This is a genomic window from Comamonas testosteroni (assembly GCF_000761245.1).
GTDB lineage: Bacteria > Pseudomonadota > Gammaproteobacteria > Burkholderiales > Burkholderiaceae_C > Comamonas > Comamonas testosteroni_C.
In genome coordinates this window covers 33752-59586 of the sequence record NZ_AWOR01000052.1, presented here as the reverse complement: position 1 = coordinate 59586, position 25835 = coordinate 33752, and the positions used below count along the sequence as shown (strand labels likewise).

Annotated in this window: 19 protein-coding genes, 1 tRNA gene and 1 pseudogene; 10 read left to right on the top strand and 11 right to left on the bottom strand. The window is 61.4% G+C overall.

Translation table 11 applies throughout. From position 1 onward, the window contains the following. Positions 1–210 precede the first annotated feature (210 nt). The 9 genes from P353_RS30180 to P353_RS15665 all read left to right on the top strand — a co-directional run bounded on the left by P353_RS30180 (position 211) and on the right by P353_RS15665 (position 9980). The gene (locus P353_RS30180) at positions 211–333 is read left to right on the top strand and encodes a hypothetical protein (protein WP_269799967.1); all 123 of its coding nucleotides are present in this window, start codon (positions 211–213) and stop codon (positions 331–333) included. A gap of 192 nt (positions 334–525) precedes the next feature. Then, entirely contained in the window at positions 526–2712 is a 2187-nt protein-coding gene (locus P353_RS15700; protein ID WP_232776561.1) for a TonB-dependent siderophore receptor, read from the top strand. A 12-nt stretch (positions 2713–2724) separates the two neighbouring features. Then, entirely contained in the window at positions 2725–3018 is a 294-nt protein-coding gene (locus P353_RS15695; RefSeq protein WP_034371323.1) for a hypothetical protein, read from the top strand. Continuing rightward, positions 3018–4739: a PepSY-associated TM helix domain-containing protein gene (locus tag P353_RS15690; protein WP_034371322.1), complete on the top strand. Its 1722-nt coding sequence runs from the start codon at positions 3018–3020 to the stop codon at positions 4737–4739. The genes P353_RS15695 and P353_RS15690 overlap by 1 nt, the downstream gene beginning before the upstream one ends. Beyond that, complete coding sequence (locus P353_RS15685; RefSeq protein ID WP_034371321.1) at positions 4736–5077, top strand: DUF3325 domain-containing protein; 342 nt, start codon at positions 4736–4738, stop codon at positions 5075–5077. Before P353_RS15690 ends, P353_RS15685 begins: the two co-directional genes overlap by 4 nt. Positions 5078–5186: 109 nt before the next feature. After that, positions 5187–6368: an efflux RND transporter periplasmic adaptor subunit gene (locus P353_RS15680; protein ID WP_034371320.1), complete on the top strand. Its 1182-nt coding sequence runs from the start codon at positions 5187–5189 to the stop codon at positions 6366–6368. Between the two features lie 5 nt (positions 6369–6373). Then, positions 6374–8332: an ABC transporter permease gene (locus tag P353_RS15675; RefSeq protein WP_198529081.1), complete on the top strand. Its 1959-nt coding sequence runs from the start codon at positions 6374–6376 to the stop codon at positions 8330–8332. A 2-nt stretch (positions 8333–8334) separates the two neighbouring features. Next, positions 8335–9723: an efflux transporter outer membrane subunit gene (locus P353_RS15670; protein ID WP_034371318.1), complete on the top strand. Its 1389-nt coding sequence runs from the start codon at positions 8335–8337 to the stop codon at positions 9721–9723. A gap of 14 nt (positions 9724–9737) precedes the next feature. Then, a complete protein-coding gene (locus P353_RS15665) occupies positions 9738–9980 on the top strand; it encodes a transcriptional repressor (RefSeq protein WP_155500160.1) in 243 nt (80 codons plus the stop codon). Between the two features lie 709 nt (positions 9981–10689). Here the strand turns inward: P353_RS15665 and P353_RS15660 are convergent. The 11 genes and pseudogenes from P353_RS15660 to P353_RS15610 form a co-directional block, all read right to left on the bottom strand. Then, positions 10690–13116 carry a TonB-dependent siderophore receptor gene (locus P353_RS15660; protein WP_034371316.1) on the bottom strand — a complete coding sequence of 809 codons (2427 nt, stop codon included), beginning with the start codon at positions 13114–13116 and terminating at the stop codon, positions 10690–10692. Positions 13117–13266: 150 nt separating this feature from the next. Continuing rightward, a complete protein-coding gene (locus P353_RS15655; RefSeq protein ID WP_034371315.1) occupies positions 13267–14322 on the bottom strand; it encodes a FecR family protein in 1056 nt (351 codons plus the stop codon). Between the two features lie 88 nt (positions 14323–14410). Then, positions 14411–14959, bottom strand: coding sequence for a sigma-70 family RNA polymerase sigma factor (locus tag P353_RS15650; protein ID WP_034371313.1), 549 nt, complete (start codon positions 14957–14959; stop codon positions 14411–14413). 117 nt (positions 14960–15076) lie between these two features. Beyond that, positions 15077–15391 (bottom strand): DUF3325 domain-containing protein, encoded by a 315-nt coding sequence (locus P353_RS15645; RefSeq protein WP_034371310.1) that lies wholly within the window; start codon positions 15389–15391, stop codon positions 15077–15079. Then, positions 15384–17060: a PepSY-associated TM helix domain-containing protein gene (locus tag P353_RS15640; protein ID WP_034371307.1), complete on the bottom strand. Its 1677-nt coding sequence runs from the start codon at positions 17058–17060 to the stop codon at positions 15384–15386. Before P353_RS15640 ends, P353_RS15645 begins: the two co-directional genes overlap by 8 nt. Positions 17061–17077: 17 nt before the next feature. Then, positions 17078–17374 carry an iron uptake protein gene (locus P353_RS15635; protein WP_198529080.1) on the bottom strand — a complete coding sequence of 99 codons (297 nt, stop codon included), beginning with the start codon at positions 17372–17374 and terminating at the stop codon, positions 17078–17080. Between the two features lie 210 nt (positions 17375–17584). Further along, positions 17585–18405: pseudogene (locus P353_RS15630) on the bottom strand (IS5 family transposase). 139 nt (positions 18406–18544) lie between these two features. Next, positions 18545–18634, bottom strand: a tRNA-Ser gene (locus tag P353_RS15625). 247 nt (positions 18635–18881) lie between these two features. Further along, the gene (locus tag P353_RS15620; RefSeq protein ID WP_034371301.1) at positions 18882–21179 is read right to left on the bottom strand and encodes an NADP-dependent malic enzyme; all 2298 of its coding nucleotides are present in this window, start codon (positions 21177–21179) and stop codon (positions 18882–18884) included. A gap of 170 nt (positions 21180–21349) precedes the next feature. After that, positions 21350–22837 (bottom strand): nucleobase:cation symporter-2 family protein, encoded by a 1488-nt coding sequence (locus P353_RS15615; protein ID WP_034371297.1) that lies wholly within the window; start codon positions 22835–22837, stop codon positions 21350–21352. A 685-nt stretch (positions 22838–23522) separates the two neighbouring features. Then, entirely contained in the window at positions 23523–24707 is a 1185-nt protein-coding gene (locus P353_RS15610; protein WP_034371294.1) for an MFS transporter, read from the bottom strand. A 128-nt stretch (positions 24708–24835) separates the two neighbouring features. On the opposite strand from P353_RS15610, the gene P353_RS15605 reads away from it, so the two are divergent. Next, the gene (locus P353_RS15605) at positions 24836–25810 is read left to right on the top strand and encodes a LysR family transcriptional regulator (protein ID WP_052084882.1); all 975 of its coding nucleotides are present in this window, start codon (positions 24836–24838) and stop codon (positions 25808–25810) included. The last annotated feature ends 25 nt before the right edge of the window (positions 25811–25835 follow it).

Genomic DNA, 25835 nt, shown 5'->3' with positions numbered 1-25835 from the left:
TGTTCATGCAGCCGGGGCTTTTTCTTTGTGCTCAATGCACATCCTTGCCCTCTGGAAGTCTTGCGCAGACCGGGTCTGCCGAGCATCTTCCAAGCGCCCGACGCACCGGGCGTTTCGCAAAAGCCCACTTTTCAATCGGAAGCCGCTGGGCGAGTCGCCACGCAGCGCCGGACCGCCCAGTTGCTGCAGTAGCCGGCTTGATGCCGCTGAATGAAGAGCATCGCCGGGTATCTGCCGGGTGTCGGCCCGGCAACAGTCTGGCAGGTGCGCAACGATACGGCAGCAGAGACAGGTGCTATCGTTTTACAAAACAGTGGCAATTCTTTTACCTGAGCTTTACAATCCGCACGGAAATGGAGTTGAGATTGATTCTCGTTCTGTTTCATTGCTGCCAGCCCGTACACGGTCTCTCCGTTCCAGCCACAGCGTCATTGGTACTTCGGCATTTCCCTGCCTGAAGAAAACACCCAGGTTTGTTTTTGTACGCTCATGCTGGAACGCTCGTTTTGCCCCGTAGCCGGGGCTTTGCCATTTCGTCTTCACGCCACGGCTGTGGCCGTCAGTGTGTTCTGCCTGGTGCCCGGTGTCAGCCATGCACAAGAGGACGCTGCCTCGACACTTGCGGAAGTGACGGTGCAGGAAAAGGCCATTCCCAATGCATATGGGGAGTCGAGCGACTCCTATGTGGCCGGTGGAGTGGAGGTCGGCAAGGCGGCGCAGTCTTTGCGCGAGGTTCCGCAGTCGGTGACGGTGGTGACGCGCCAGCGCATGGACGATCAGGCCATGCGCACGCTTGATGACGTGATGAACTACACGACCGGGATCACGCGCGAAGAGACCTGGCTGGATACGACCTATCTGTCCCGTGGCATGAACATCACCAACTTCCGGTTCGATGGCGGTGCTGCCAGCTCCTCGCGCTCGGGCAGCCGCAGCCTGGACATGGCGCAGTTCGACAGCGTCAGCGTTTTGCGCGGGGCAGACGGGCTGTTCGGCGCGGGCGAGGCTGGCGGGGTTCTGAACTTCACCTACAAGAGGCCGCAGGCCAAGCGTCAGACCCAGGTACTGCTCTCCGGCGGAACCATGAGCAACTATCGCGCCGAGCTCGATACCACGGGCGCGCTGAACGAAAGCGGAACCCTGCGCGGCCGCTTGGTCGCTGTGAACCATGACCGCAAGGAGATGGCCGCACCCTCCAAGCTCAAGCGGCAGATGCTGTATGGGGCACTGGAGCTGGATCTGACGCCCAACACGGTCGCCACGCTGGGTGCCAGCTATCAGAAAGATAGAAACACGGGCTTCAATGCCAGTCTGCCGCGCTATGCGGACGGCAGCGATATCGGCTTTGCGCGCAATACCAACTTCGGCGCGCCCTGGAACTGGATCAATCGCGAAAACACCACGGTCTTTGCCAAGCTCGAGCAGCAGCTGGGCAACGACTGGCTGCTCAAGACCCAGCTCAGACACACCCGCTTCAACGAAGGCGTGAACGGAGCGGAGATCGAAAGTTCGCCCGATCCCGTCACGCTGCAGGGGGCGGACTGGTGGATTCATCAAGCCAAGTCACGCGAGCGGGAAACCAGCTTCGATATCAATTTGCAGGGCAGCTTTGCCGCTCTGGGTCAGCGCCATGATGTGATCCTGGGTCTGGATCAGCACCGCAACAGCAACACCAACCGAAGCCTGTGGCCCAGAGTGGGGCCTGCCGACGTCTTCAACCGGATTCCTCCGCAGGATCCAGGCTATCCGCTCGGTGACTGGACCAGCGGCTCGCAGACCAAGACGCAAAAAAGCGGTCTCTATGGCTCCGTTCGCCTGCGTCCCGTGGAGCGTTGGTCCGTGGTGCTGGGAGGACGCTATGTGCTGCAGGATCGCAATACCCAGCACGACATGAACGGCGCGCTCACGGCCAGCAGCCGCGAGTCGAATGTCTTTGTGCCCTACATGGGGCTGATGCATGAGCTGACCAGGTCCACCAATCTGTATTTCAGCACCGCCGAGATCTATCAGTCGCAGGCCGGAAAGTTCTCGGCACCGCTGCCTGGAACGCCGCTGGATCCGGTGCGTGGCCGTACCTACGAGCTGGGTGTCAAAAGCGAGCTGACTCCCCATCTGATCGCCAGTGCCGCATTGTTTCGCACCGACAAGAAAGGCGAGGCCGTTTACGACCCCGCCTATCCCCAGACCGATTGGCGCGGCGGCTGCTGCTATTTCCGCGACGGCTTCAAGCTGAGCCAGGGCATCGATCTGGAGATGACAGGTCGCATCACTCCCAATCTCCAGCTGGCTGTGGGCTATACCTACAACAGCAATGAAGATAGACGCAAGGACAGCGCACAGTTCAGCACGGTCACGCCGCTCCATCTGTTCAAGGCATGGGCGGACTATCGCATGAGCGGCGCTTTGCGCGGCTGGAGCGTGGGTGGTGGCGTTGTGGCGCAGAGCTCGAACTACCGGGCTTCGGGCATCAGCGCCTACAACCCGGCGACGGGCCGTTATGACGGAGCCTGGACGCCGTACAACTTCACTTCCCCGGGTTACGCCGTCTGGTCGGCTCGTGCGGCCTATGCATTCAGCAAGGACTGGAGTCTGGCCGTGAATGTCGGCAATCTGTTCGACAAGACCTACTACAGCACGGTGGGCTATGCGGGCTATGGCAACTTCTACGGCGAAAAGCGTACGGTCACCGTGTCGCTCAAGGGCCGTTTCTGACGGGGTATGGCAATGTCGCAATCTGATGGGCTTCGCTCTGACTGGGGGCTGGGATCGCGTCTGGCTGCTGCAGTGCTGGGAGGCTATGCCATCTCCAGTGCCTGGGTGGTTTTATGTGGTGCGATGAGTCAATCTCGCGTGGAGACCATTCTGGGGGGCATGCAGTCCAGCTGGCTCTGGTACGTGGCTGCCGTGATTTGGGCTTTTTCTCCGGCATCGGCACGCCGGATATGGGGCGTGCTGCTCGCTCTGATCCTTGCCATGCTGGCAGCGACTGCAGCCTTGATCTTGCTGAAGGGACGCTGATGCAGCCGGCCAAAAAGCAATCGGGCGCAGGCCAAGGCAGCTTTCGTCAGGCTCAGGCATGGCTGCACACTTGGTGTGGCCTGTGGTTCTCCTGGCTGCTGTATGCCATTTTTCTGACGGGGACCCTGGCCGTCTTCGAGGAGCCCATCACTCACTGGATGACGCCTGAGCATCATGCTCTGGAGCAGGCCGGGGCGCAGCAGTCAGACGCGGCCCAGGCAGCCAAGTCCTCGCTGAGTCAGAGGCTGCAATGGGGCATGACCTATATGGAGCGTCAGCACCCGGGTGCCGATATGTGGGAGCTGTGGCCTGCGGACGCCAAGGGCGGCGGGGACTTGCACGTCTACTGGTTCGATGGCGACGGCCAGTATGCGGCGGCCCAGCTGGACCCTGCGTCCGGCAGTGCCGTGGATGCTTCCGAAGCTCCTCGGGTGCGCCAGACATCGGGCGGTCATCATTTTGTGGATTTCCACTATCAGCTGCACTCGGGCCAGCTCGGTCTCTGGATCGTAGGTATCGCCGCGCTTGCCATGTTGGTGGCGCTGGTCAGCGGAGTGATCACCCATAGACGAATCTTCAAGGACTTCTTCACCTTCCGTGCCCGCAAAGGGCAGAGAAGCTGGCTGGACATGCACAACGCCGTGGCGGTGCTGACGCTGCCTTTCCAGTTCATGATTGCCTATACCGGTATCGCCATATCGTGCTCGACCTTCATGCCGGCGGGTATTGCGGCCTACTTCGGCAGCAGTGCCGAGGCTCTCAAGTCCTTCCAGGTGGCGCTGAATGAACCGGGCAAGCCGCAGCGCTCGGGCCAGTCCATGGCGGTGCCGGATCTGGAGTCCTTTGTGCTGCGTGGCCAGGCTTTGATCGGGCAGCCGGTGCGGGCGGTGGTGATCGATTACCCGGGCGATGCGGCTGCGCGCATTGGCGTTTACGGCTGGAATGACGCCGACGATCTGAGCAAGCGCCTCAGTCCCACCAGCGGCATGGCCATTTTCTCGGCTGCCACAGCCGAGTTGCAGCAGCTGCGCCTGCCCGGCGGCGTGGATGGTGGTGCGGCTTCGCTCACGCAATCGGTGATAGGCGGGCTGCATATGGCGACTTATGGCGGGCTGCCGCTGAAGTGGCTGTACTTTATCTGCGGCCTGGCTGGCAGCGCCATGATGGCGACCGGGGCGATTCTCTTCATGGTCAAGCGACGCGGCAAACATCAGGGAGAGTTCGGCTCCAGCAGCGTCACGGTCTACCGGATGATCGAAGCCGCGAATGTGGCCGCCATTGCGGGGCTGGGCATTGCCTGCGTGGGATTTCTGTGGGCCAACCGTTTGCTGCCCGTCGAGCTTGCGCTGCGCTCCAGATGGGAACTGGTGGTGTTTTTTGCGCTTTGGATGCTGGCACTGCTGCATGCATTGCTGAGAGCCCCGTCCCTGGCCTGGCGTGACCAGATGGCGGCGCTGGCGCTGCTTTGTCTGCTGCTGCCTGTGCTGAGCTTTGTGACGACCGGAGATCACCTGGCGGCCCATTTGCAGCAGGGAGACTGGGAAAGCGCAGGCGTGGAGCTTTTTACCCTGGCGGTCGGTGTGGCGGCGGCCGCTGCCTGGGCCTGGATGCGCAGGGCGGCAAACCTCAAGCCTGGGCGAAAACAGCCGGCAGCCCAAGCGTCGCAAGACCTGGCCGCTGCGCTGTCGCCCGGTGCTGCACGCAAAGAGAGGCTGTCATGAGCCTGTGGCAGTCATCGTTGCAGGCTCTGGCTCTTTCGACAGCGGGGATGACGGCTCTGGCTTTTGCCATGGACCGCCATTACGCACAGCTGAGATCTCTGGACGAGGTGCCGGCAGCGCATCGCATGGCGCTGCGTGTGCTTGGCAGCCTGCTGTTGCTGGCCGTCTGCCTGCCGGCCATGCACGGGTGGAGCGCAGCGGTCGGCGCCGCGCTCGTGCCGGGCTTCTGGAGCCTCGGAGCGCTGGTGACGGTCGCGGGGCTATCAGGATCGGCTCGCTGCCTGGCGCTGGCTGCCGCCGTGACGGCGCTGCTGGGGGTGGCCAGCTGCCTCTGGTGAGTAAACGCTTGAAGCCCGAGCGGCTTCTGACCTTCGATCGCTGCGGCGCATGGCCTGGTCATGCGTTTTGGCAGCGACTGCCAATCGTTTTCTGGAGAGTGCAAGATTCATGACGGTGGGACAAGTCAAACGCTGGGGCGGCCTCGGGCTGCTGCTGGTCTGTGCAGCAGGCGCTGCCCTGTGGTGGGGAAGTCGGCCCAGGGTCGAGTACCAGAGTGTTTCGGTGCAGCGTGGCGATGTGGAGTCCACCGTCACCGCGATTGGCACCTTGCAGCCTAGGACCTATGTCGATGTCGGGGCGCAGGTCTCGGGTCAGATCACTCGTTTGCTGGTCAGCCCCGGAGCCCAGGTCGAGAAAGGCGCCCTGCTGGTGGAGATAGACCCCAGCGTGCAGCGTGCCACCGTGGATGCTGGAAGAGCATCGCTGGCAAGCTTGCGCGCCCAGATTGCAGAGCAGCAGGCACAGCTGAAACTGGCTGGCCAGCAGTTGAAGCGACAGCAGCAGCTGGCGTCCGAAGAGGCGACCAGGCAGGAGGATGTGCAGATCGCCGAAGCCCAGGTGGCCGGAGCTGCCGCGCGCATCGACCATCTCAGGGCGCAGATGGAGCAAACGCAGGCCAGCCTCAAGGCTGACGAAGCGCGTCTGGGCTACACCCGCATCTATGCCCCCATGTCCGGCACCGTGGTGTCGGTCGATGCGCGTGAAGGCCAGACCCTGAATGCCACCTATCAGACGCCCAATATCTTGCGCATTGCCGATCTCACGGCCATGACGGTCTGGACCGATGTGTCGGAAGCCGATGTGCGGCGTGTGAGAGCGGACATGCCCGTGTATTTCACGACGCTGGGCAGTGCCGGCCAGGAACAGGCCCGGCGCTGGAATGGTCGGGTGCGGCAGGTACTGCCCGCGCCGCCGGCCAGCGTCGCGCCCGCTGGTGGCAATGCGGCGACACCTGCGGCGGCCACCAAGGCCGTGACCTATACGGCATTGTTCGACGTCGATAACAAGGATGCGGAGTTGCTGCCGCAGATGACGGCCCAGGTAGTCTTTGTGACCGGCAGCGCCCAGCAGGCCTTGACGGTTCCGCTGACAGCGCTGCAGTCGGATAAGGATCCGCAGTCGCCCAGCGTCCGGGTGCTGGACGCCAAGAGCCAGCCTGAGTTGCGCAGCGTGAAGCTGGGCGTGCGAAGCCGTCATCAGGTGCAGGTGCTCGACGGCGTGGCCGAGGGCGAGCGCGTCATCGTAGGCGAAACCCTGATTCCCGGCGGCCTGCGGTGGCTGCAATGGTGAATGTGATGGAGCAGGCTGCACTGATTTCGCTGCGCGGCATTCGCAAGCACTATGGCGGTGTGGGAGATCAGCCCTCGGTGACCGTGCTGCACGGCATTGATCTGGATATTCGCGCGGGTGAGTATGTGGCCGTGGTCGGCAGCTCCGGTTCGGGCAAGTCCACCTTGATGAACATCCTGGGCTGCCTTGATAAGCCGAGCGAAGGCTGCTATCGGTTTCAAGGGCAGGACGTCTCCCTGCTGGACTCGGATGCGCTGGCCTGGCTGCGTCGAGAAGCCTTTGGTTTCGTGTTTCAGGGCTATCACCTGATTCCCAGCGAGAGCGCTTCGGAGAATGTGCAGATGCCCGCGATTTACGCAGGCCTGGCCAAGGAGCAGCGGGTGCAAAGAGCCAGGCTGCTGCTAGAGCGCCTGGGGCTGGGGTCGCGCCTGGGCAATCGCCCCAATCAGCTCTCGGGTGGTCAGCAGCAGCGCGTGTCCATTGCGCGGGCGCTGATGAATGGCGGCCACATCATTTTGGCCGACGAGCCCACCGGGGCGCTTGACTCGCACAGCGGCGCCGAGGTGATGGCCTTGCTGCGCGAGCTGGCCGATGCGGGACACACCATCATCGTGATCACGCATGACCGCGAAGTTGCGGCCCAGGCCAGGCGCGTGATTGAAATCAGCGATGGACTCATCGTCAATGACAGTGCTGCGCATGGTGATCAGGCCCGCGGCGAGGTGCCGCCGCTGACGCCGCAGCGCAACAGCGCCGCGTCGCCAATATCCTGGGTTGCCGAAATCGCCGAAGCTGCGCGCAGCGCCTGGCGCGGCATGCGCATGAACCGGGTGCGCACCAGCCTGACCTTGCTGGGCATAGTGATCGGCGTGGCATCGGTGATCGTCATGCTGGCCATAGGCGAGGGCGCACGGCGCAAGGTGGTCGAGCAGATGGGCACCATGGGAACGGCCATTCTCTATATGGGCAGCAAGCCGCCGGCCAGCGGCGGACCTGCGGGCCAGATTACCGAAGACGATCTGGCCGCCATGCGGGAGTTGCCCTCGGTACACAGGGTGATGCCCGTCATCGGAGACCCCGTCACGGTGCGCTATGGCAAGGCAGACAAGCAGGTCTATGTGTTTGCGGCCAGTCAGGAGATGCCGCTGGTCCACCATTGGCGCGTTGCCCAGGGGCGCTACTTCACCGATGTGGAAGACCGCGATCTGGCTCCGCTGGTGGTGATCGGGCACAAGGCGCACCAGCATTTCTTTCCCGAGGTCGCCAATCCCCTGGGCCTTCAGCTGATCATCGGCAACTCGGCGTTTGAAGTCATAGGCGTCATGAGCGAGCGAGGGGCCGACTCCGGTGCTCAGGACTACGACGATATGGTCTTCATTCCCTATCAGTCGGGACGCGCCAGGGTCTATCAGGCCCAGACCCAGCCCGATTACGTGGTCGTGGAGGCCAGCTCCTCGGAGCAGGTTCACGAGGCCGAGCAGTCAATCCGCAGTCTTTTGCTGGCGCGGCACGGCGGGCGGGAGGATTTCGGTATCGGCAATGCGGCGGCCCGCATTCAGGCCGAAGCTGCAACACGCCAGAGCATGGCCGTGATGCTGGGGCTGATTGCGGCAGTGTCCCTGGTGGTCGGAGGCATAGGGGTCATGAACGTGATGCTGATGACGGTGCGCGAGCGGACCAGGGAGATCGGCATCCGCATGGCGGTAGGTGCCAGGCAGCGTGACATCCTGCGCCAGTTTTTGACGGAAGCCAGCATGGTGACCATTGTGGGCGGCGCGGTAGGCCTGCTTGCGGGGCTGGGCATAGGACTGGCGCTGATTGTTTCGGGGGTACCCGTAGTGTTTTCGGTGAAAGCCATGCTGGGGGCATTTGCCTGTGCAGTGCTCACGGGTCTGGTGTTTGGCTTCATGCCGGCCAGAACGGCAGCGCGCCTGGAGCCCGTGCGAGCATTGGCGGGAGAGTAGGCATGTACAAATGGAATGCAGTCCTCGCGTCGCTTGCCTTGGCTGGATGTGCGGCAACGCAATCGCCTGAAGAGGCCAGAACAATGGCTCTCGATATTCCGCAGGCCTGGGCTCTGCAGAGCGGCGCGGGCAGCGAGGAAATCAGCACCAACTGGTGGCAGAGCTTTGGCAGCACGGAGCTCAGCGCATTGGTCGAGCAGGCCGCGAGCCAGAGTCTGGATGTGGCGGCCGCCGTGGCGCGGGTGCAGCAGGCGCAGGCCAGAGCCGCCTATGCCGGCGCGGCCCTGGTGCCTGAAGTGAATGCGGATTTCGGGGCGACGAGATCGGCTGCGCTGGACAGTCATACACAAAGAAATGCCAGCACCTGGCGGGTCGGCCTGGCGAGCAGCTACGAGCTGGATTTCTGGGGGCGCCAGCGCGCCTTGAGGGATGCGGCCGAGTCGGGCAGGCAGGCCAGCGTGTTTGACCGTGAGACCGTGCGTCTGACGGTCACGGCCTCGGTCGCCCAGGCCTGGCTGCAGTGTGTGGGCTTGCGTGAGCGCACTGAGATTGCCCGGCTCAACCTCGAGATTTCCGAGCGGCTGCTGAAGCTGGTGGAGTCCAGGGCCCGCTACGGGGCGGCAAGCTCCGTGGAGCTGGCCCAGCAGCGCGGCCAGGTTGCCGCTCAGCAGCGTTCCCTGGCTTCGCTGCGCAAACAGACGGCTGACGCGCATGCGGTGCTGGCCCTGCTGTCGGGGCAATGGTCCATGGGCCTGGTGAACGAGACCAGTCTTTCGAGCCTGAGGGTACCGGGCATTGGTTTGGGCACGCCTGCGGATCTGATCACACGCAGACCGGACGTGGCGAAGGCGGAGGCATTGTTGCTTGCAGCGGATGCCAATCTTGGCGCCGCCAGGGCCGCCATGCTGCCCCGGGTGACGCTGAGTGCAGGCCTGAGCTCCGAGAGCGAAACACTGGGCAGGGTGCTGGAGAACCCCCTGTCCTCGCTGGCCGCAGGAATGCTGGCACCGATTTTTGATGCCGGGCGACTGGCTTCGAGCCGGGACCTGGCAGCAGCGCAAAAGCAGGAGCTGGTGATTGCCTATCGCCAAGCCATACTGCAGGCCTTTGGCGACGTACAAACCGCCTTGAATGCGGTCGATGGTGCCGAGAAGCAGGAGCTGGCCCAGGCTGTGGAACTGGCCCAGGCCCAGAGGGCACTCTCTTTGGCCGAAAGCCGATACAAAGCCGGAGCGGACAATCTGCAGACCTTGCTGGATGTTCAGCGTGTGGCCTATCAGAGCCGAGATCTGGCCGTTCAGATCCGCCAGGAGCGTCTGCAGGCGAGCATTGCGCTCTACAGAGCCCTGGGTGGAGGCTGGAGACGAGTCCCGGAAGGACCCGAGGGTTGAGCAAGGCAAGCGTGATGCAACGGTTGAGGGCAGCAGGGCTGCGCCCGACGGTGGCCAGAATCGGCGTGCTGCAAGTGCTGCAGAGTTCTGCTCCCGATGCGCTGAGCAGAGACGAGATCTATCGTCAGCTCTACCTTCGGGGGACGCCTGTCAGTGTGGGAACCGTCATGCAGGTGGTGGCCCAGCTGAGCAAGCTGGGGGTTGTGCATCACAACGGCAGACAAGGTCGTGGGTCTGGCTATCTGCTTCAAAGCTGAGTGCCCCGGCAAGAAGACTTCCATCTGACGGGGGCGACATTCGTAGTCATTCGCCTATCAAAGCCAGATGCCTGCCGGCGGTCTGAAGCCGCAGAGAGGCCGAGCCTGGTGCTTTGGCCAGGTGCTTGCATGGGCAAGAAAAAAGCCAGTTGCAGATGTTGCGACTGGCTTTCATCAAGAGACATATTCAAAAGAATTCTTTGTGCAATTAAGCGTTTCTTGACCTCGAAATACAGCATAAGCTGGCCGTTTCTATAGGCAAGGCATACGGCTGTGTGTGCCGATTGAAAGCATAAAGTGTCAAAACGCGAAAAATGAATAAGTCTTTGTCTTACAAGGACTTATTCATTTGATTTGAGTGCAAGTGCCGTGATCGGATCCAGAGCCATGGAGATTCAGAGAATTTGACTGGCCGAAGTCCATGCATATGGCTATGAGATCAGGAGTTCAGTCTCGATGGGTGGTATGTGTGAGCAAGAGGAGTTGCCGGAATTGCATCGCTTGGCGACGATTAGCACGAGACACATGTTGCTTTTCGGGAATGGGCATCGCCATGGGAGGATCTGGATTTTCCCGAACCCAATCGTGCACGGTACGACTCCTGGCTCGCTGCGCAGATGGCACCCGGCATGCGAATCGGAGGTGAAGCACCATTGGAAAAAGGCCGCAGACGTTGCTTAACTCTTTGGCCTAGCTACCTCGTAAACCGTTAAAAGCGAGGGGTGTATTTCAAGGTAAGCATGATGTTGCGCGGATCTCCGTAGTTGGCGCCGGTGTACCCGGTGTAGCCTGGAACGATGTATCGTTTATCAGATATGTTGTTCAGGTTCAGCGCTACGTTGAGCTCGGGCGTGACTTGATACGCGACTCGCATGTTCCATGTGGTGAAACCGGCAATGTCGAATGAGCGGTCATAGCCAAGCGTATGGCTTTGCGTGGTGAAACCGGCGCTTGTGGTGAGGCGGCTCCAGTCGCCAGGCAGGCGGTAAGACGCCCAGACGCGCAGCATATGCTTGGGGGTCCAGGTGCTGAAGACCTTGCCCTGGTTGTCTGGATCGCGCAAGAATTTGGTGGTATTGAAGGTATAGCCTGCCACTAATTGCAGATTGCGCATCACTTCGCCGCTCACCTCGGCTTCAAGGCCCTGGCTGCGAACCTTGCCGGACGCGGTGGAGCAGAACCAGCCGTCGCAGGCATAGCCGGATGCGATATCGTTGACGCCGCGGTTCTTGTGGTCGTAGCGGAACACAGCGACCGAAGTGTTGAGGCGCTTGTCCATCAGCTCGCCTTTGATGCCCAGTTCGTAGTTCGAGCCGATGATGGGGTCCAGTACCTTGCCTGCGGCTGTGCGTGCCGATTGGGGTTCGAACACGCTGGTGTAGCTGCCGTAGGCCGACCACTGGGGCGTCAGCGCATACACCAAACCGGCGTAAGGGATGATTTCTCCCGATGCGTGCATGACTTCGCGGGTGTCGAACAGCGATCCTTTGTAGAGGAGGTCGTACCAGCTGGCGCGGGCACCCACGATGGCAGTCAACGGTTCGGTGAGCTGAGCGCGCCAGCTGGCATAGATGCCCTTTTGCTGCACGTCGTACGATGAGAAGGCTTGCCGGCCACCGGCCGCCAGCAGACTGTCAACGGTGGGCTTGGGGCGGTTGTGATCGATATCAAAGAGGTTGCCACCCGACGTGAAGTTGCGGGCGTACATATCATCGGATTTGTACTTGGAGTAATCCGCACCCAGCGTCACTTCGTGGCGCAGCCCCATGGCATCGAAGCGGCCGTTCACGAACGCATCGAGCCCGACCTTGCTGGAGTCGAAGTGGGTGATCCAGTCTGCGTAGGTCATTCCGCTTCCGTCCGAAGCCACGGTGCCATGCATGCGCTGGTGCGTGGAGTTGTTCGTCTCGCTCATGTGCAAGGCCGAAATCTTGAGCTTCCAGTCCGCGTTGAAACGGTGATTCAGGTCGGCGTAAACCGTGGTTTGTTTGAGTTTGTCGTGGTTCCACAAGGCACCCGTGAACGTGGAGCGGGACAGTCCTACATCGCTGCCGTCTGAACGCAGGGGCACGCCATAGATGAAGGGCCGCCCCTTGCTGTCCAGCTGACTCACTGCCAGGCCAACCGTCGTATCTGGGCTGATGTCATAGTCCAGTGCCGCATATAGCGATCGAGTACGCTCGTTCACGTAGTCGACGAAAGAATGGCTGCTGGCCTCGTCCACCACTACCCGGCCGCGCAGCGTCCCTTCTGCGTTGAGCGGGCCTCCAGCGTCCAGCTGAGCGCCGTAGCGATCCCATGAGCCGATACGCGTGGTCAGTGTCACGGTCTTCTCGTTCTGGCCGCGCTTGCGAACGAGGTTGACTGCGCCACCAGGGCTGCCGGTGCCTTGCAATAGGCCCGATGCGCCACGCAGGACTTCCAGGCGGTCATAGAAGACCATCCCTTCTGCAGCCCAGTTGCCGAGCGAGTACATGTTGCGAGGAATCGCGACACCATCGTATTGCCAGTTGTCGATCTGAAAGCCGCGTGCCGCCAACACCGTGCCCTGCCCGACCCCGGTTACACCCACGGTGCCGGTTGCGATGTTGGCTGCCTGCTTGAGGTCCGTGATGCCTTGCTCGTCGAGCTGCTTGCGCGTGATCACGCTGATGGATTGCGGGATGTCTTTGAGCGCCTGATCGCCTTTGTTGATGCTTACCGCACGCGTGGCGAAAGAGTCCGAGCCTTCGGTGGTGGCTCCGCGTTCCTCCAGGGCGGACACGGTGACCGTTGGCATGGTAGCAGCGTCCGAGCTTTGCGACAGGCGTTGCACAACGACAGCCCTTCCCTCCACTTCGGCGTGCAGGCCGCTTCCCGCGAGCAAGCGATTCAGCGCTTCCCGCACGGTGAAGCGACCTTGCACTGCGGGCGCGCTTCGGCCTTCGACCAAGGCAGGCTGCACCATCAATTCCAACTGCGCCTGGCGTGCGAGAACTACCAGAGCTTGCGACAGCGGCTGGGCAGTGATCTGGATTTCAACCGGCCCGCTCAGCGCGGCGGGCGTACTGACCGATTGCGCCTGCGCGCCTGAGGTTGCCAAGATCACAGTCACAGCGGCTGCCAGCGGCGCAAGATGGAATCGAAAACGGGACATGCAAACACTCTCCAAAAGATACGAAACAAGAATCGTTCTCAGGAAGACGCATGACAATGCAAAACCCCAACCTGCGCGCACCATTTTTTTGAAAATGGGGTCACGAGGATCCCAGCCCGCAACGATGCCGCGCGGCGCCTAAGACATGTTTCAGTGCCGGGCCACGATTTCCGTGACATCCCCGTTTTCCTTCAAACGTACGGGAAGCACCTTGGGCAGGGCATAGCGGAAATGGGCCAGCCTTTGCGGGTCGAAGGTGCCTGAAAGGCGCAGTGCGCCCACCGCCGCATCGCGCACCACCATGCGCGTGGGAGCGTAGCGCTCGAACTCAGCCAATGCCTCGGAAAGCGGCACGTTCTCCAGGGTGATCCGGCCATCGCGCCAGGGGGCGATGCCGGAAGCAGCAACCGCGCTCACGGGGCCCAACTGTCCATCGGAAGCTGCAGCCACCTGCTGGCCAGCCATCAGCAGCACGGCAGCAGACTCTGGTCTGCTGCTGCCATCAGACTGAAGCGGACTCACGCGCACCTTGCCTTCCTCGACGGCAACCTGCACGGGGGCTCCAGCGGTGTTGCGCACGGAAAAGCGCGTGCCAACCACCGTCACTTTGGTGTGACCGGCCACCACGTCGAATGGACGGTCCATATCTTTTTGCACCTCGAACACGGCCTGCCCCTGCGGCAATTTCACCTCGCGGCGCTGGCGGTACAAGCTCACTTCTACGCGTGTCGCAGTATCCAGCCTCAGTACACTGCCGTCCGGCAACTGCACGCTCAGTTGTTGTCCGCGCTCTGTTTGGTACATGTGCGCAAACAAGGGTTGCTGCTGCCAATGGTCCCAGGCCTTGTACCCGCCGCCGGCAACAAGCGCCATCGCAAGGGCTGACAGTGCGGCTTGTGGGAGCAGCGAAGACCAGCGTGAGGGTTTGCGCTCTGAAGCGCAGCTCTTTCTTGATGACTCTGCCTGGTCATTCTTCAGTTGGAGGCGCAGGCGTTCAACGCCCGATTGCGGCAGAGCATCCAATTGCCGCCAATCGGCCTGCCAGCGGCTGAATGCGGCTTCCCGATCCGGATGCCCAGTCAGCCAGTTGCGGAAGGCCGCGTCTGAATAGGCCGTATCGGGTGCATCGCTGTAGCGCGCAAACCACTCCAGGGCCTCGGCATCAAGGTCGCTGTTTGGCGATTGGGCAGTGGTGCGATCAGTCATGCGGATGCGAAAAGCCAGAGGCGATATGAAGGTAGACGCACGAGTCTGCCAAAACCCAATGCAGGCAAAGACAAGAAAGCGCAAATACTCATTTGCCGCTCCTGGACTGAACCGCAAGAGGGAGAGAGTCTGGGCCTCCCTGCATCCGCTCCTGGCAGGCGCGACAGGCCTGCATTCCCAGTTTGATATGGCGCTCCACCATGGTCACGGAAATGCCCATCTGGCGCGACACCTCGAGCTGAGACAGCCCGTCGAACTTGTGCAAGATGAATGCCTCGCGGCAGCGCAGAGGCAGCTCGCCGATAGCCGTCAACAGCGCATCTACCGTTTGAGACGACATCGCAGCAACCTCTGGCTCGAGGGCTTCAGGGCCAGAAGCCAGATCGGCAGCGTCGATGAAGGAGTCGCCTTCTGCTGCCACATATGCGCCGCGTACTTCGCTGCGGCGGTACTGATCAATCACCAGGTTGCGAGCAGTGCGGTAGAGCAGGGCGCGTGGCTCGGTGATGGTCTCGCCGGACTGCTGCACAGCCAGCACTCGGGCATAGCTTTCCTGCGCCAGGTCTGCGGCCGTATCGCGGTCTCTGACAGCTCCCTGCAGAAACCTCAACAACTCTCGGTAATAGTGTGCGAGCACAGGAAGATCAGGGAAGGATGTCGGCGTCTTCGTAGCGTATTCTGGCCTTTCCGACCGGCCGCCACGTCGGGGGCGAGTATACGATGCAAATGATATTCAATATCATTTAAGGCGCGGTCAGGGCTGAATTGGCCGCGTCAAGACTTTCAGCCACCTGGGTCTCCATGTGAGCGTGAGCGCGATGGCGAGAGCTGAGGCGGCCAGCCCCATCACCCAAACCAGCATGGCCATCGACGCGTGATCCGCTGCAAGGCAAAAGCCCAGACTGGATGTGAGCAGCAGCGCTCCGAGAATGCGTAGACGCACGGTGGTCGGAGGCGAGATCGGCTCGCTTCGCACCTGCTGCCAATGCGTGTCCATGGCCAGTGAAAGCCAGCCCATGCCGATCAAGCTGGTGATCAGCGCTGCCCCGAGAAAAATGGCTTCACGCATGGCTGGTCTTGATGTGGGGGGCGGAACGTGTCGCTGCGGTGCGCTGGTTCAGCTTGCGCGCTGATACCCACGCCAGCCAGGCACCCGAGAGCAGGAATAGATCAACGCCTGCGACGGGCCAATAGGTGTCGCTCCAAACGGTTTTAAGGAGGTGATCGCCCGTTGTGAACCAGTTCAGCAGCACGGCCAGTAGGGCGAGAGCCGCAATCGCCCTGCATTGCTCGCGCCATGCGGGATTCATCAGTCCCTTAGCAACGGGCGCACTGCGCATAAACGCGTGAGCCATTGCCAGGCCCCATCCTGCCCAGAACAGGTACTGCTCCAGATCGCTGCGAGCGGGCCAGCTTGCAGGCAGTATTTGCGGCAGCAAGCGGTTGGCGATCAAGATGACGAGGGTTGCAATCACCATGCCGGTGATCGTGGTGACAGCCAGCGCATCCACAACCCGGGCCCCTTGATGTCCTGTTCTGGCATGCTGCTTCTTGCGCTTCTCCACAAAGAAAATAAAGCCTGTGGCGATGCACACACAGCCCATCAGCCCGCCCAGCACATACATCCAGCGCAGCAGCCAGTGGCGGAAGTGCTGCAGGTGCAGACCTGTCAAAAATGTGTTGATGCTGTCCACTACGGTGCGAGGCGGATCTTCGCGCAGCACCTCCCCGGTACTGGCCTTGAAGTGGATGCCGTCGCCCACCAGCGCGATGCGATCGGTGCCTGCGCGGAAGACGCTGACGTAGCCATTGGCATCGCCCACGTGGTTGAGTGAAAGCAGGCCCACTTCACCTGCCATGCCTTTGTCGGCCCAGCGGCGGCGCGCTTCGTTCATCATGTCATCGACCGATGCCAGCGGAGCTGCAATGCCCGCTCGATCATGTGGCAGGCCAGTCTCCCGTGCCTCGATTTTTTCGTGCAATTCGTGCAATGGTTCAAGTTGCGTATGCGTGACGGGAAAGTAGATGCCAGCAAAAATCACCAAGCCCGTGAATGCGAAGAAGAAGTGGAACGGGAGTGCCAGCACGCCGGTCATGTTGTGCAGATCAAGCGTGCTGCGTTGAGTCGCCTTTTTCGGACGAAAGGTAAAGAACTCGCGGAAGATCTTTCGATGCATGACAACGCCGCTGACCAATGCAGCGAGCATCGCCAGCGCAGCAAATCCGACGATCCAGTAGCCGACACTTTTCCATTGCAGATTCAGGCTGTAGTGCAATGGATAGAAAAAGCGGCTGCCGATTTTGAGCTGGTCGTCTGACAGTGCAATGCCGTTGCGCGGATCTATGGTGCGATTGCCCCAGACGCCTTCTTCCGGATCTTTGGCATTGGGTACTTCATAACCTGAAAAAAGACTGAGCACCGGGTCGCGGTGCGTGGTGTAAGCGCCCCAGCTTTTGACTGTGTCAAAGCGCTCCGGCAGGGGGCCGTTGACGCGATCCCGCATGAAATCAAGACTTGGATTGCTCGGTTGCATCTGCTCGAAAGCCGGGCGGAGCACCTTCTCGAATGATGGCATGGGCTGCGGTTCAAAGCGCGATGAAGGAATCGCCCAGCGGTCGATCTCGCGGTCAAACACCGACAGCGATCCAAAGAAGAAACAGGCCATCAACACAAAGCCAAGCGCGAGCCCAAACCAAGTGTGCAGCCATGCCATGGAGAGACGGAAATTCTGAAACATGGGTGTCGTCTCCTTCCTTAGATCAGGTGGTGCTGAAGCAGCGAAGCGGCAATCGCCATCGCAGCACCACCGCCCACCAGCACGGCCCACACACGTCCGAGGCTGCGGGCCGCGAAGGACCACAGAAATGCGCAAAGATAAATCACAAGCCCGAAAATGGCGCTCAGGTGTTCGGCATCATGAAAGGCCATGCCCAGTGCAAACAGCCCGGCGGTTGCCGCAGCGATGAAGCCCCAGGTGAAACCGTAGCCCGCAAAAATGGCGGCGCTGATTCGTAGCGCGATCGCCATACGGGGACTGGAGAGTGTGTCCATTTTCCGGGTGCATGCTTTCATGGTTGTGCGGCCACTCAGAAACCTTGCAAAGCCACCCCTCACTTTTATTGTGAATGGTCCACAAGTTATAAATAATACGAATAGTTCGTATTATAAATTGCAATTCGATTGACCGGCATTTGTGCCGTATTTGGGGACGCTGTTGCATAAATCAGTGCCGGGCCAAACTTCCCCTGACTCCAGACGTGGCTATGCCACAGCCACCGTTTGCGGACAGCCCAGTTCAGTGAACCGATTGAGAATGGCGGCTCGGATGTGCAGTTCGTTGGCGTCCAGAGCGCCTGCATGCGGCAATCGCCGCATTGCGGTGCGCAAAGGCGCTGCCTTTGCGCATCCGGGCATTCTTTCGCGGAGGGATGATGGGCATGGCATTGCGCTCCATCACTGCGGCATACACAGTCTGTGTGTCATAGGCACCATCACCGGTAACGCTCAGCAATGACTCACCTGCTGGCAGTTGTGCCAACAAGTGCGGCACCACCACCGCATCGCTGACGTTGTTGGAGGTGACGCAGATGGCTGGCACCTGCAGCGTCTGGGCATCAATGCCGATGTGCAGCTTGCGCCATTGACGTCGACGTTCCGCGCCATGCTTTTTGCACTTCCATTCGCCTTCGCCCAGGAACTTGATGCCCGTGGAGTCGAGCAGCATATTCAGTCCACCCGAACTGGGGCGATACGCTGCTTGCACATCCAGACTGCGTTGTCTGCGACATAGCGCACTGAAGTCTGCAACAGGCCATGGCAGTCCAGACAAAGCCAACAGCGATTGCACAAAGCCGGTGGTCTGTCGCAAGGCCAAGCCAAACAGGTTCTTGATGGTCAGGCAAAACTGGATGGCTGCATCCGAGAACTGCGGGCTACGCCCGCGTTTGCCGCTGATTGCGGCAAACCATGACATGCCCTTGTCGAACCGGAAAGTCAGGGAGCCTCGCGCTTTGAGCGCAGCAGTTGTACTGCTTGCAGTTGTTTGTGCAATAGCGGGACTTGGAATGCAGAGACTGACTCATCGCTCGAAGCTACCCGACAGTAGAGCGCGATTTATGCAACAGCGCCCAATGAAAGAAGACCTAAAGACGTCCGAAAAACGAGGACGAAAAAAAAGCCGCCAAGGGCCTGAAGGCCATGCTGGCAGCTTTTTCTAACGACTGGCGGAGGCTGTGAGATTCGAACTCACGGAAGGATCACTCCTTCGGCAGTTTTCAAGACTGCTGGTTTAAACCACTCACCCAAACCTCCGGATGCGAGGATTCTACACAAGGATTGTGCGCCGGTCGGCATTGCGCGCAATTTGCTTTGCTCTTGAAAACCATAGCGTGCTGCACTTTCCTTACCTGGAGTGCAGGCCGCTTTTCAGGAGGCAGCCTGCGCCAGGGTCTGCGAGGCCTGCCATGGTCAACGGCCAAGGATTCGGCGCAAGACAAAAACGCCCCGAAGGGCGTTTTTGTGACTGACTCGGGCGGGATGCCCGAGAGATTCGGCCGGATCAGCTGCGCAGTGCGATGGCCTGAGCGGCTGCCAGAGCGGTCATGTTGACCACGCGGCGCACGGTGGAGGAGGGCGTCAGCACATGGGCGGAGGCCGAGCAGCCCATCAGGATGGGGCCGATGGTTGTGCCATGGCCGCCCGTGGTCTTGAGCACGTTGAACAGAATGTTCGCGGCGTCGAGGTTGGGGCAGATCAGCACATTGGCGGCGCCGGTCAGCGAGGACTCCAACAGGGAGTGGCTGCGCACATTCGCGTCCAGTGCCGCGTCGCCGTGCATTTCGCCATCGCATTCGATGCCGGGGTTGGCGGCGGCGAACAGGTCGCGTGCAGCGCGCATCTTGCGGGCCGAGCCGCGTGTGGACGAACCGTAGTTGCTGTGCGAGAGGAAGGCCACCTTGGGTGGCAGGCCGAAGCGGGCCACTTCGTCGGCAGCCATCTTGGCGATCTCGGCCAGTTCTTCGGCGCTGGGGGCGTCGTTGATGTAGGTATCGGCCACGAACAGCGTGCCGGATTCCAGCATGACGGCGTTCACGGTGGCGAACTCGTTGGCGCCCTTCTTCAGGCCCAGCACATCTTCCAGATGGGCCAGGTGGCTGTCGAAGCGACCGACCAGGCCGCACAGCATGGCGTCGGCATCACCCAGGTGCACCATCAGGGCGGCGATCAGGGTGTTGGAGCGGCGCACCGCAGCCTTGGCGGCTTCGGGAGTGACGCCGTTGCGGCCCATCAGCTTGTGATAGGTCTCCCAGTACTGACGGAAGCGGGGGTCGTCTTCGGGATTGCAGATTTCCACATCCTTGCCCAGCTGGATGCGCAGGCCGGCCTTGGCAATGCGGGCTTCGATGACGGCGGGACGGCCGATCAGGATGGGCTTGGCCAGGCCGTCGTCCACGGCAACCTGCACGGCACGCAGCACGCGATCGTCTTCACCTTCTGCATAGGCCACGCGTTGCAGATTGGCCTTGGCGGCTGCAAACACGGGGCGCATGAACATGCTGGTCTGGTAGACAAAGCGGGTCAGGCTTTCGCGGTAGGCGGCGATGTCCTCGATGGGGCGGGTGGCGACACCGGATTCGGCGGCGGCCTGGGCCACGGCGGGAGCGATGCGCAGGATCAGGCGCGTATCGAAGGGCGTGGGGATCAGGTAGTCGGGGCCGAAGGTCAGCTCCTTGCCCTGGTAGGCGGCGGCGACTTCGTCGCTGACGTCCTGCTTGGCAAGGGCGGCGATTTCACGCACGCAGGCCAGCTTCATGGCTTCGGTGATCTTGGTGGCGCCGCAGTCCAGCGCGCCACGGAAGATGTAGGGGAAGCACAGGACGTTGTTGACCTGGTTGGGATAGTCGGAGCGGCCGGTGGCCACGATGCAATCCGGGCGGATGGCCTTGGCCAGTTCGGGGCGGATTTCGGGCTCGGGGTTGGCCAGGGCCAGGATGATGGGCTTGTCGGCCATGGTCTTGACCATGTCGGCAGTCAGCACGCCGGGAGCGGAGCAGCCCAGGAACACGTCGGCGCCGTCGACCACGTCGGCCAGGGTGCGGGCTTCGGTGTTCTGAGCGTAGCGCTGCTTGGAGGCGTCCAGGCCACCGGGGCGGCCTTCATAGATCACGCCCTTGGAGTCCACCATGTAGACATTGGAGCGCTTGATGCCCAGGCCCACCATCACGTCCACGCAGGCAATGGCAGCCGCGCCGGCGCCGGAGACGGCGACCTTGACGGCGCCGATGTCCTTGCCAACCAGTTCCAGGCCGTTGAGCAAAGCGGCGCTGGAGATGATGGCCGTGCCGTGCTGGTCGTCATGGAACACCGGAATGTTCATGCGCTTGGACAGCTCCTGCTCGATGTAGAAGCACTCGGGAGCCTTGATGTCTTCCAGGTTGATGCCGCCCAGGGTGGGCTCCATCGAGGCAATGATGTCGATGAGCTTGTCGGGATCGCGCTCGGCCAGTTCGATGTCGAACACGTCCACGCCGGCAAACTTCTTGAACAGGCAACCCTTGCCTTCCATCACTGGCTTGGAAGCCAGCGGGCCGATATCGCCCAGGCCCAGCACGGCAGTGCCGTTGGTGATCACGCCGACCAGGTTGCCGCGCGAGGTGTATTCGGCTGCAGTGGAGGGGTCTGCCTCGATGTCCAGGCAGGGATAGGCCACGCCCGGCGAATAGGCCAGGGACAGGTCACGCTGGTTGGACAGGGGCTTGGTAGGAGTGACGGAAATCTTGCCTTTGACGGGGCTGCGGTGGTATTCGCGGGCCGCATCGCGCAGGGCTTGTTCGGCGGAGGACAGGTTTTGTGTCATACGAAATATTTATCAGCAAGTTGCTTCTCGGAGCTTACCGGATGGCAAGAAGCATTTTGAGTCAGGTCTGTTTTGCTTCAACTGTATCGACAACAAACCCCCTGGCGCACTGTGGGGCGGCAGGGGGCTTGGGCTGGCCGGTAAGCCAGCGTTTGCTTCAGGACTGGCGTTTAGTGAGCGTCAGCCTCACGTGCTGCGTTGATGGCAGCGCTGTTGTCTTTGGCGGCTCCGTTAAAGAAAAGATTCAATGCCACGGCGGTAATCGAGGACAGCAGGATACCGGATTCAATCAGTGGATGGATGGAATGGGGCATCCACTGACGGAAATTAGGGGCAACCAGAGGAATCATGCCCACGCCGATGGACACCGCCACGATCATGGCGTTGTTCTTGTTGTTGCGGAAATCCACGTTGGCCAGGATGCGAATGCCGGTGGAGGCCACCATGCCGAACATCACCAGACCCGCACCGCCCAGAACCACGGTGGGCAGGGACTCGATCAGCGCGCCCATCTTGGGCAGCACGCCCAGGACGATGAGGATGACGCCACCGGCCACGCAGACCCAGCGGCTGAGCACGCCGGTCACGGCCACCAGACCCACGTTCTGGGAGAAGCTGGTGTAGGGGAAGGTGTTGAAGATGCCGCCGATCAGAGTGCCCAGACCGTCGGTGCGCAGACCGCGGGTCAGCTCGTCCTGGGTGATGTCGCGCTTGGCCATGTCGCCCAGGGCTAGGAACATGCCGGTGGATTCGATCATCACGACCACCATCACCAGACTCATGGTCAGGATCAGGATGGGGTCGAACACGGGCATGGCGATCTGGAAGGGCAGCACCAGGGTGAACCATTCGGCCTTGGTGACCTTCTCGAAGTTCATCAGACCCATGGCCACGGAGATCACGCCGCCGATCAAGATGCCCATCAGCACCGAGATGTTGGCCAGGAAGCCCTTGGCAAAGCGAGCGATCAGCAAGATGGACAGCAGCACGATGCCCGAGACCGCAGCGCCTTGCAGATCGGCGTACTTGGGGTTGGGCATGGTGGGCAGCACCGAGAAGCCCTTGGGGATGGCAGGCAGCGAGGAGCCGGGGGCGCCCGCCATGGCCTGGGCTTCTGCCAGCCACTTCAGGTGCTCGGGGTTGGGTACGGAAGGTGCGGTCGGGCCCACGGGGTTGCCGAAGATCCAGTTGATGCCCACGCGCATCAGGCTGATGCCGATGACGGCAATGATGGTGCCGGTCACGACTGGGGGGAAGAAGCGCAGCATGCGGCTGATGAGCGGCGCAATGAGGATGGAGATCACCCCCGCGCCTATCACCGAGCCAAAGATCAGGCCTGCGCCGGCATTGCCGCCGGTGCTCTGTGCCATGGACACCATGGGGGCCACGCTGGCAAAGGTCACGCCCATCATCACGGGCAGCTTGATACCGAACCACTGGGTCGCACCCATGGCCTGGATCAGGGTGACCAGGCCGCAGACGAACAGGTCGGCAGAGATCAGGTGCGCGACCTGCTCAGGGGGCAGGTTCAGGGCACGGCCCACGATCAGCGGCACGGCGACGGCGCCGGCATACATGACCAGAACGTGCTGCAGGCCTAAGGCGGTGAGCTTGCCAAATGGCAGAACCTCATCCACGGGATGCACTTTGGATGTCATAAAAACATGTCTCCTCACTCTATATTGGCTTCAGGTTGGCATGCGATTCGCGAATGGCATGCAATCCATACAAAAAGTGTATACAGCCCATAACGCACAGCATCTAGCGGTAAACCCTGCTCAAAATTCAGTTTCTGAATGGGATGTCAATAGTTATGTTTTCCGCGCATAACCATCTAAGGTAATTACTGATTGCTATTAAATATGTAGCTAATTGGCCTTTGTTTTTCTAATTTTCAGAATAAAACATATTGAAACCTTTTTATATCAAGCGATTGGCGCTTTGTTTTTCATAGCAAAAATTGCGCGATATGCAATCGCAAGGGATCTGGCTGCGGTTATGCGTGCGCAGGTTTCGGGTCTTGAAACATCTAGTGAAAGAAAGTGCGTTGTCACCTTGAGGCCGGTTGCATGCATTAGCGTTGAAGAAGGTGCAAAAAAAGGGCATCGAGCCCGGAATTGGTGCACCGCCGTGCAAAAGCGTGCATGGGGGCCTGCAAGGAGCTCATGCCTGGCCATGGGCCCTGAAGTGGTGCAAAAACCATGCCGAGCTGCTGCACAAGCAAAAAAGGCGACCTTGAGGTCGCCTTGCGAGTGGAATTCGTCTGCACTGCTGCAGGGCAGGCTGCTGCCTTGATGCAGCCTTGATGTCGCCTTGATGTCGCCTTGATGCCGCGTCTGAGCTTCAGTGCATTCCCGCCGCCATGGCCGAAGTCTGAACTGGACGGGTCTGACGTGGCGCGAAGCTGGCCATTAGCAGCGCCGCTGCTGCAGGCATGGCGGCAGCCCAGGCCAGCCAAGTCAGGCCCAGGCCCTGTGCAATCACGGCTCCGCCCAGCCAGGCGCCCAGTGCATTGCCCAGATTGAAGGCCGCGATGTTGAGGCTGGACGCCAGATTCATGCCTGCTTCGCCCGCAGATTGCAGCACGCCCATCTGCAGCGGCGCGACGGTGGCAAAGGCGGCAATGCCCAGCAGCAGCACAAAGGCAATGGCTACAGGCGTGCTCGCAAACATCCAGCGGCCCGCGATCAGCACCAGCATCAGGGCGGCCAGCGACACCCACAGTGCGCGCTGCACACCAAAGCGGTCGGCCAGCTTGCCGCCGGCATGGTTGCCCAGGGCCAGGCCCGCCCCGAACAGCAGCAGGGTGAGGGCAATCATGCGGTTGTCCATACCCGTGATCTGGGTCAGCAGCGGCTCTATATAGGTATAGAGGGTGAAGACGCCGGCAAAGCCGATCACTGTCAACAGCAGGCCACGCCACATGGCGCCATTGCGCAGCACGGTCAGCTCCTGTGTCAGGCCCTGAGGGCTGGGCATGCTCAGTTCGCGTGGCACATGGCGCAGCAGGATCAGCAGTGCGATCACGCCGATGCCGCTGACGCTGGCAAATGCCATGCGCCAGCCCCAGTGCTGGCCGATCCAGGTGCCGAAGGGCACGCCCAGCAGCGTGGCCAGGGTCAGGCCGGAAAACATCAGCGCAATGGCCGAAGCTTTCTTCTCGGGCGCCACCAGTTGCGTGGCGACGACCGCGCCCACGCCGAAGAAGGTGCCGTGGGTGAGCGAAGTTAGCACGCGTGCCGCCAGCAGCCAGCCATAGCTGGGCGCCAGGGCGGCGGCGGCATTGCCGGCGATGAACAGCAGCATCAGGCTCAGCAGCAGCAGCTTGCGCGGCCAGCGGCGCGAGGCCAGTGTGAGAACGGGAGCGCCCACGGCGACGCCCACGGCATAGCCCGAGATCAGCGTGCCCGCCGTGGGGATGGAGATATGAAGATCCTGGCTGACCTGGGTCAGCAGGCCCATGATGATGAATTCCGTGGTGCCGATGCCGAAGGCTCCGGCGGCCAGAGCAAGCAATGCTGCAGGCATGAAGAACGTCCTTGTGAAAATTCCGCGAAGAGCTGAACTGTGAACCTGCGGCAAGCGCTGCACTAGCCCTGGAGGCGGACATGCATTTGTTCCTGTGCGGAATAAATCGCATCTTTATGATGTGATTCATGAAGAAATCGATTGCTATGCCGACCACCCAGGAGCAGGGCTCGGACCGCTTTGTGGAGCTGCAGACCTTTGTGCTGGTGGCCCAGCAGGGCAGCTTCTCGGCGGCGGCGCGCCTGCGCGAGGTCTCGCCCTCGGCGGTCAGCAAGATCGTGGCCCGGCTCGAAACCCGGCTGGGCGTGCAGCTGCTGCGCCGCAGCACCCGGCGCCTGGAGCTGACGGCGGAAGGCGAGCAGTTGCTGGAGCAGGGCCGGCAGTTGCTGGCGGACTGGCTGGCGCTGGAGTCCTCGGTCACCCGGCAGGGCCAGCCCACCGGCGTGGTGCGCATCAATGCCAGCTCGTCCACGGGCAATCGCCTGCTGGTGCCGCTGGTCGGTCCGCTCATGCGAACCTGGCCGGGCCTGCAGCTGGACCTCAGCTTTACCGATCATGTCGTGGACCTGATAGCAGCCCGTGCCGATATCGCCTTGCGCTGGGGGGAGCTTCCGTCTTCGGACATGGTGGCGCGAAAGCTGGGTCACACGCGCCAGGTAATTGTGGCCTCGCCCGACTATCTGCAGCGCTTTGGCAGACCGCAGCATCCCGATGAGCTGGCAGGCCATGTGCGCATTGGCTGGAACTACCCGCGGGCCATACCGCACTGGCCGTTTGTGGTGGCTGGCAAGGCGGTGACGGTGAGCATGGGCGAGGTGCTGCGCGTCAACGATGGCGAGGCCATGGCCAATCTGGCCAAGGCCGGGGCGGGCCTGGCGCGGCTGTCGCTCTATCACGCCTGGGACGATTTGCATGCGGGCAGGCTGCAGGCGCTGCTCGAGGATTTCAACCCCGGGGATCTGCAGCCCATCCATGCCGTGTATGTGGGCAAGCCCGGCCAGTTGCCGGTGAGGACGCGGGCGGTGCTGGATTTTCTGGCCAGCCATGTGGACCTCAGTCATGCAGAGCAAATGCCCGTCGCTCTGCTGGCGTCGCGCGCATAAAAAAAAGAGCCTGGACGAATCCAGG

Coding starts and splice junctions, on each gene's coding strand:
- P353_RS15615 (WP_034371297.1), bottom strand. CDS start 22,837: ATGACATCCAAAGTGCATCCCGTGGATGAGGTTCTGCCATTTGGCAAG.
- P353_RS15675 (WP_198529081.1), top strand. CDS start 6,374: ATGGAGCAGGCTGCACTGATTTCGCTGCGCGGCATTCGCAAGCACTAT.
- P353_RS15665 (WP_155500160.1), top strand. CDS start 9,738: ATGCAACGGTTGAGGGCAGCAGGGCTGCGCCCGACGGTGGCCAGAATC.
- P353_RS15670 (WP_034371318.1), top strand. CDS start 8,335: ATGTACAAATGGAATGCAGTCCTCGCGTCGCTTGCCTTGGCTGGATGT.
- P353_RS15620 (WP_034371301.1), bottom strand. CDS start 21,179: ATGACACAAAACCTGTCCTCCGCCGAACAAGCCCTGCGCGATGCGGCC.
- P353_RS15645 (WP_034371310.1), bottom strand. CDS start 15,391: ATGCGTGAAGCCATTTTTCTCGGGGCAGCGCTGATCACCAGCTTGATC.
- P353_RS15680 (WP_034371320.1), top strand. CDS start 5,187: ATGACGGTGGGACAAGTCAAACGCTGGGGCGGCCTCGGGCTGCTGCTG.
- P353_RS15695 (WP_034371323.1), top strand. CDS start 2,725: ATGTCGCAATCTGATGGGCTTCGCTCTGACTGGGGGCTGGGATCGCGT.
- P353_RS15690 (WP_034371322.1), top strand. CDS start 3,018: ATGCAGCCGGCCAAAAAGCAATCGGGCGCAGGCCAAGGCAGCTTTCGT.
- P353_RS30180 (WP_269799967.1), top strand. CDS start 211: ATGAAGAGCATCGCCGGGTATCTGCCGGGTGTCGGCCCGGCAACAGTC.
- P353_RS15685 (WP_034371321.1), top strand. CDS start 4,736: ATGAGCCTGTGGCAGTCATCGTTGCAGGCTCTGGCTCTTTCGACAGCG.
- P353_RS15610 (WP_034371294.1), bottom strand. CDS start 24,707: ATGCCTGCAGCATTGCTTGCTCTGGCCGCCGGAGCCTTCGGCATCGGC.
- P353_RS15640 (WP_034371307.1), bottom strand. CDS start 17,060: ATGTTTCAGAATTTCCGTCTCTCCATGGCATGGCTGCACACTTGGTTT.
- P353_RS15605 (WP_052084882.1), top strand. CDS start 24,836: ATGAAGAAATCGATTGCTATGCCGACCACCCAGGAGCAGGGCTCGGAC.
- P353_RS15655 (WP_034371315.1), bottom strand. CDS start 14,322: ATGACTGATCGCACCACTGCCCAATCGCCAAACAGCGACCTTGATGCC.
- P353_RS15660 (WP_034371316.1), bottom strand. CDS start 13,116: ATGTCCCGTTTTCGATTCCATCTTGCGCCGCTGGCAGCCGCTGTGACT.
- P353_RS15635 (WP_198529080.1), bottom strand. CDS start 17,374: ATGGACACACTCTCCAGTCCCCGTATGGCGATCGCGCTACGAATCAGC.